Source organism: Emticicia sp. (genome assembly GCF_049241225.1).
In the GTDB taxonomy this organism is placed as follows: domain Bacteria; phylum Bacteroidota; class Bacteroidia; order Cytophagales; family Spirosomataceae; genus Emticicia.
This window is the reverse complement of sequence record NZ_JBMLRC010000449.1, coordinates 1-6,726: the sequence shown is the minus strand read 5'-3', so window position 1 is coordinate 6,726 and position 6,726 is coordinate 1. Positions and strand designations below refer to the sequence as shown.

The following is a 6,726-nucleotide window of genomic DNA, read 5'->3' as shown; positions in this document are numbered from 1 at the left end:
TGATAAACTTGTACTGCCTACACAAACAAATCATCCATTATCACTTCATTTTGGACTAGTGCTGCCGAATATTTATTTTTTTCGACACCATAGGTTGTTATCATTGTAAGAAATACCGATTTTTTTGTTCGGGTTGAATCTTTAAATATATTTACTTTTTCCCGCAATTTTTCAGCGTAATCTTTATCAATATTAAACCTACCCAACGAAAACTTTGCTTCACAAATATTTATCACCTGGTCCCTCCTATCAATCAGTAAATCTACCTGAGCAGCTTTTTCACCGTAATTTCCTTTCCACGCACTATCACTCGACTGAATCCCACTAATTCCTAATGCTTTTTTTATCTGTGATGTATGACTTAAACAAATTTGCTCAAACGTAAATCCTTGCCAGGTTCGATGTAACGGATTATCTAATAAGTTAATCCACACGTTTTCTCCTCTATATTTATTATCTTTTATGAATTTGAAGTAAAATGATGTATAAAAATCTGAAAGTCGATAAATGGTATTTTTAGCTTTTCCGTCGAGCGAGATATACGAACTTATAAATCCACTCTCCTCAAGGTCACTCAAAACTTTAGTCAATGTCCCTCCCGAAGCCACTTTCGATAGCTTTATAATTTCACCACGCTGCAAACCTTGTGTTTTTGTCGATAGTGTTTCTACGATTGTTTCATAGATTTTGTGTTTACGAAACAACGAACGATACAAGTTTGAAAACTCATTACGAAGTAAACTTGATTGCTCAAAAAATAAATTTTGAATGTTTTGTGTAGCAGAAAGGTCGGGCCTGATTGCATCTAAATAATACGGAATCCCTCCCAGTGCCATATAGAGTTGGATAATCTGATAACGGTCGAAAACACAGTTTTTTCTCTCTAATAACTCTTCGGTTTCTTGGAGGCAAAATGGCTCAATTTTCATTTTCTGCGTTACCCTATTATGCAGCCCACCAGTATTGTTTATGAGTTCATTAATCATCCAAGCAGCAGCCGACCCACAGGCAATTAGTAAAATATCTTTTCGATTACTCGCCCAGCTATTCCAAAAATGTTCGAGTCCCATAACAAAATCAGACTTCTTGGTATCGAACCAAGGCATTTCATCGAAGAAAATAACTTTTTTGTTATTGGTTTCGATACTTTCCAAATAATCTATCAATCGTTGGAATGCTTCAAGCCAATTACTCGGTGTTTGCTCGTAGGTTTTCTTACTCTGTCTTGAAAGCGAAGCATGAAAATTAAAAAGTTGTTGAGAAGTACTCGCATTGGCCAAACCGGATATCTGAAAGTCGAATTGATATTCAAAAAACTCTCTTATCAAAAAAGTTTTACCGACTCTCCTCCTACCATAAACCGCTAAAAACTCAGATTTTGGGCTTTCTAAAATTAGTTGTATCTGCTGTAATTCTTTCTTTCTTCCAACTATTAATCGCTCTTTATTCATAATCAGCCATTTTTTACTCAAAAATACAATTTTTGGCTGATTTAAACAAATTTAATCAGCCAAGAATATACATATTACAACAATATTGGCTGATTATATAACACTCTTACAAGAGGCTATTCATTTTTTTCTCGAAAATCTGACTCAGGTCATTGAATTCATTTGAAAACTTATTTTCAAACCAATCCATCATTAATGCCCCAAAACTACCTCCGAGTTTGTAATTATGAATTAATTCTTCGCTACTTTCAGGGTTTATACCCGGCAAATTTGTCTCGTAATGCTCGAGAGCAATTTGAATGATAAAAGGAGGATTAGGTTGCTCACGTAGAGCTTTAAGTTCGGATGTAAATTCGGCGGCTAAAGCCTTATTATCTCGTAATAAAGTTTCTATCAATTGTAGTCTTGATTCACTAAAATCTTGTCTCAATTGCTCAATTTGCTGTTCCTTCGATAGTTTCTGCTCTTTTAATTTTTGCTCTTCTTTTAGCTTTTGCCGTTTTACTTCTTGTAAATTTTTTTCTTCTTGAATCGGGTCAAAAATATCAGGCTGCGACATCATCGACTGAATAAAACCCATCGGATTGGCCACCTTCTGCCCTACTTGCATTAAATTTTTTACAAGAATAATTCGAGATTTAATGTATTCTTCGGGGTAAAGCTTCAACCATTTTTGAACTGTTTTTAAACTTGCTCCTTTAAAATCTCGAACCATTGAAAATAATTCACGCTCAACTAAGTTCTGAATATTCATATCGAGTTGCGGTAAGTCCTGTACTTCTTCATCATTTCTCGAATCAACAACTTTGTTGTTTTTGAAAATATGAAAAACCAATTCAGTAATCTGTTTACCGTATTTTATTTCATCAAATGTAAAACGAATATCAGTACTTTCTTGAAGGTCTTCCTGTGCTTTTAAAATCACCCTTTGTTTGAAATTGGCATAGAGCGGATATTTATCCGAAATATCGAGCATCTCTTTCAATTCTTGCACGCTGAATCTACGCTTGCCGATTCGCTCATACTGTTTCAATAATTCATAAATTCTGACAGAAAATGAACTCTGAATTCCCAATACGTTTCGAATGTCATACATCAAATACTGAGTTTGCAATTGAAGCAAGAAAGGCTTCATTTTAGGGTGAAATGAAATATCAACGTAGTTACCATCTTTCACAAAGCTATCCACCCCTACTGCAATATGTGTCTGAAATTCCTTGAGCCCTTCTGGTGTATCTCTGATGATTCTGATTTCTTTTTTAGTGAGCCCTTTCGCACCATCTTTCAGCATTTTGTATGAGTTCTTATGCGATAAGCCAAAATCTTTGACTACATCTTTCAGATAAATACGATACTCTTTAAAATCTTCATCATCTTTTTTTATCATGGTGAGCATTTTAGTAAATACTCGAGTTTCCCAAATATCAAATCTGTATCTACCCTCAACCAAATCGTTCGATTTTCTGATAAGTTTTATTGAGCCACTCCCTTCGTTTTTATCTTTTTTCATTATAATCTAAAATAAAACAAATATAACAATATTTTTTTACATGTTATACAACCCTCAGAAATGTTATATTTGGTCGATTGAGAAATGATAAATGTTAAGCATGCTACTTCCCCAGTTTTGTTATAAAAAGTAAAATGAAATAGTAAAACCCCCACTTTTGTTATATTTTCCCCATAATTGATATAGTAATCCTCATTTTTGTTATAATATTCCCCACAATTGGTATAGTAAACCCCAGTTTTGTTATAGTATGCCCCAATTTTGTTATAAAAAGGTGTTTAAATAATTGATTATCAATTATTTATATAAGCGGAAAGCTTTTAAATAAAAATTAAATAAGATAAAAGCAACAAAACACTTGATGTTGTTTTTTTTAAAAATTTACTAATAATAATTAAATGACTGTAGTTACCTATAATTCTTTAGCCAGCGTAGATTAAAAGATTGTTTCCGCTGCCCCAATTTTGTTATATTATATAAAGCATAACATTTTTGGGGAAGTTTTTTAGCGTATAGTTATATCAATAGTGTAAAATAGACTCGATTCTTTTTAATCTTTAGCTTATAATTGGTCGAAAAATAGTTTGACAAAAGCTAAGTATAACATTTTTGGGGCATTGAAAAGAACTATGTTTATTGCGGAGAGCCATTTCCCCATTTTTGTTATAGATTGATATAGCTATTGATTTATGAAATATAACAAAAATGGGGAAGTGAAATCTTCTCCCCCACCCTATTGGAGTTTTAAAACTATTTGAGTGTTTTCAAAACTTCTTTTGCCGTTTTAATCAATTCCTCTAAGTCGGCTTTTTGTTGTGTCTTTGAAAACTTCCTCAGAATATTACTAATGGCTTCTACCTGTTGCTGAATAGGACTAACCGTGCTGGTAGAGACAGCTTTGCTCAAGTTTTGAATTTCTTGAATCGAAGAAATGTTGTTTGTAATGTTAGCATTTTTGCCCAATTCTTGAATTAATCCTTTTTCTATTTTTTCTTCGCCAACCAGAATTTTGTTTCTCAAATCAGAGCTGATTTTTTCAAGACCTTTGGCAAATTCTGCATCTCTTTTTATCGTTTTTGCATTTACTTTATATTCTTCAGCAAGCCTTTCTGCGGTTGAAATTTTCGATGGGACATTTTGTCCCTTCAGTGAACTGTCTGTGGAATTTTGTGTATTTTCTTTCGATGGGACATTTTGTCCCTTCAAGAGATTTTCAGTTTTATCTGCCTTTTCGTTGTTGTATCGTAAGCCTCTAAAATAGGCAATTTGCATAGGACTAAGGTTGCGGCGGCCCAGTTGTAAATTTATCATGTAATCCTTTGCATCTTTGAGAGAATCGAAGGATAGTTGATAAATTTCAAAGGGTAAATTGTGGGTCGAACAAATCTTGAAACGATTGTGGCCGTCAATTAAAATATAGGCGAGTTCGTCTTCATTGGTATAGGGAAGATTTAAAGCTTTTTTATTAGCTTGCCATAATTGAAGTGGGCTTTGGCAACCGTGTTCTAAAATATTGCTTTCGAGTTGTTTAAATTCATCGTCTAAAAGTGGCGGAATTAGACTACGGAGCTCTTCTAAAATGATAATATTTTTTCTGATAGAATCTGCTTGAAGAATATTACTCGAAAGTGCTTGTTTGGTTTTGGCAGCCAGAATATCTTTAATGTTTGTTTTCATTCGATTATTTTACGATTTGTAAGTAAGCAATATATTCGTCGCAGAACTCTTTATAGCATTTAGCAGCTTCTGAGCCTTCGGCAAATTTTGCAATAGCGTTTTGTGCAATCTGAGACTTCTGAAAATCAATTAAATGCTTAATTTCTGATTCAAATATTTTGACGTTAGTTACTTCTTCTTTCACATGAGCTTTTATACCGTCGTGAACTGTGTTACGTTTCACCATCGTAAATACAATACCATCAATTACCAATGTGGCGTTTAGGTCTCGTCTGACTTCTGAAATTTTTCCCCAAATTGAATTCAAACCCTTAACGGCAGACATTTCGGGTAGGAGGGTTATTAAGCAACTTGAAGAAGCAGTAAGAGCCGAAATTGTGAGTTTGTTTAGTGACGGTGGACAGTCGATAATGATGTAATCATAGTTTTCGAGTAAATGACTCATTCTGTTTTTTAGACGAAACTCACCACCAGTAAGTTCGTGAAAACGCATTTCGACATTAGCTAAATCTATATCAGAAGGAGCGAGGTCTAAGTTTTTATCAATATTTACTACTGGAAAAGTAGCGTTATCGAGTAGGGCATCGGCTACTTGGACCTCGGGTAAATCAACTCCGAGAACTTGACTGAGATTTCCTTGTGGGTCAAGGTCGATTAATAAAACCCTAAAACCCATATTTGCCATGGCCTCGCCCAAGGAAACCGTGGTTGTGGTTTTACCAACCCCACCTTTGTGATTGACGACAGAAATAACTCTTGCCTTTTGGTAAAGGGTAGGGGAGTAGCCGTATTTAGTGATGACAGGCAGGAGTTGATTAAGATGTTTTTCTGGAATCGCTCGACCTTCGTTTAAAGCTCGGGTAATCGTTTGGCGTGGAATTTCGGCTTCTTTCTCGAGGGTGCTGACTGATAGGGCTGGATTATGCCTTATAAATTTTAATATTTGTTCTTGATTAGTCATTGTTATAAGAAAATTTTACCCAAAATTAATAAATTTGTGTAATAATATACCCAAAATTTACGTTTATTTTTTTGAAGGAATTTTGATGTTGGACTATATATTCGTCTGTTCATATTGTAATATTATTAGAATTATAACGTAATAATAATGATATTATCTTGAATAGTTTTATATTTGTACTCAATCCAAAAAATATATTATGCCTACACTTGATCGTAGTAAATTTAAATATAATGCTAAAGTTTTTGAAAAAACTTGTTTGTACTGTGGTACAGTCTATTTTGCGAATCGCTCAACTGCCAAGTATTGTTCGTCAACTTGTCGTGGTTATGCTAATCAAGCCAAAAACCTCAATGAAGCTGCTCCGTGGAATGAAGAAGACCGCACGGTTGATGCCTTGCTCTCACAAGTAGCTTATTTGAAAGGACAATTGCAGCACTATGTCAATGAGAACGACAAATTGAAAAGAATCATTGGGGAAATAAAAAAGCCTTGACGCACAATAACACGTTCAAGGCAATTTTGTATTCCTACAACTTTGATGCTAAGACAAGTTCTATCGTTTTAATCACCAAAGTTTTCTGAGAGTTTTCTTTCTAGGTATTCGGTCGAATAATCAATTTTGATTTCTACCCACATTGGCAAGTGGTCCGACATTTGGAATGTTCGCCATTCTAAATATTTACTGCCTTCTTTCATCAGTGGCAAGTACAAGGCTTCATCGTCTTTTGTGAAAACATATTTGTAGAAGTCCAAAACCCCAGCAGCTTCTTTGGTTGCAAATCGATCCTCTTGAACTTTCAACGCTATCTGGTCATAATGTTTATCTTGCTTTACGTTGCTGCCAGGAATGGTTTGTAACTTCTTATGAATTTTAAACCCTGCATCAGTGATGGCTTTCATTGTTACATCTTCACGGTTGAATATATTAAAATCACCTAGCAATATCCAGTTTTTTGTAAACCCATACTTATCTTCGCTGCGTTTTTTGATGAAATTTGCCACTTCTTCTATTTCTTTTACTCTGCGTTCGTCCACAGGAGTTCCTTCTCCAAAATAAATATGAACAGTAGCCAATACAAAATCAGTCCAACCAGCTTTAAATCCACACATAAAGGGCGTTCGGG

The 6,726-nt window shown here is 34.5% G+C and carries 6 protein-coding genes; 1 reads left to right on the top strand and 5 read right to left on the bottom strand.

Translation table 11 applies throughout. From position 1 onward, the window contains the following. Positions 1 to 17: 17 nt before the first annotated feature. The 4 genes from ACOVO2_RS23200 to ACOVO2_RS23185 form a co-directional block, all read right to left on the bottom strand. Positions 18 to 1,451, bottom strand: a complete 1,434-nt coding sequence (locus tag ACOVO2_RS23200; RefSeq protein WP_421772258.1) for an AAA family ATPase — start codon at positions 1,449 to 1,451, stop codon at positions 18 to 20. 106 nt (positions 1,452 to 1,557) lie between these two features. Beyond that, the gene (locus ACOVO2_RS23195) at positions 1,558 to 2,961 is read right to left on the bottom strand and encodes a replication initiation protein (RefSeq protein WP_421772257.1); all 1,404 of its coding nucleotides are present in this window, start codon (positions 2,959 to 2,961) and stop codon (positions 1,558 to 1,560) included. Between the two features lie 750 nt (positions 2,962 to 3,711). Further along, the gene (locus ACOVO2_RS23190) at positions 3,712 to 4,638 is read right to left on the bottom strand and encodes a hypothetical protein (RefSeq protein ID WP_421772256.1); all 927 of its coding nucleotides are present in this window, start codon (positions 4,636 to 4,638) and stop codon (positions 3,712 to 3,714) included. Positions 4,639 to 4,642: 4 nt separating this feature from the next. Beyond that, complete coding sequence (locus tag ACOVO2_RS23185; RefSeq protein ID WP_421772255.1) at positions 4,643 to 5,599, bottom strand: AAA family ATPase; 957 nt, start codon at positions 5,597 to 5,599, stop codon at positions 4,643 to 4,645. A 199-nt stretch (positions 5,600 to 5,798) separates the two neighbouring features. Between ACOVO2_RS23185 and ACOVO2_RS23180 the strand changes: the two genes are divergently transcribed. Next, positions 5,799 to 6,095 carry a hypothetical protein gene (locus ACOVO2_RS23180; protein ID WP_421772254.1) on the top strand — a complete coding sequence of 99 codons (297 nt, stop codon included), beginning with the start codon at positions 5,799 to 5,801 and terminating at the stop codon, positions 6,093 to 6,095. Between the two features lie 68 nt (positions 6,096 to 6,163). On the opposite strand, the gene ACOVO2_RS23175 is transcribed toward ACOVO2_RS23180, so the two are convergent. After that, positions 6,164 to 6,726, bottom strand: a 563-nt coding sequence (locus tag ACOVO2_RS23175) for a hypothetical protein (RefSeq protein WP_421772253.1), incomplete at its 5' end; no start/stop codon positions are given.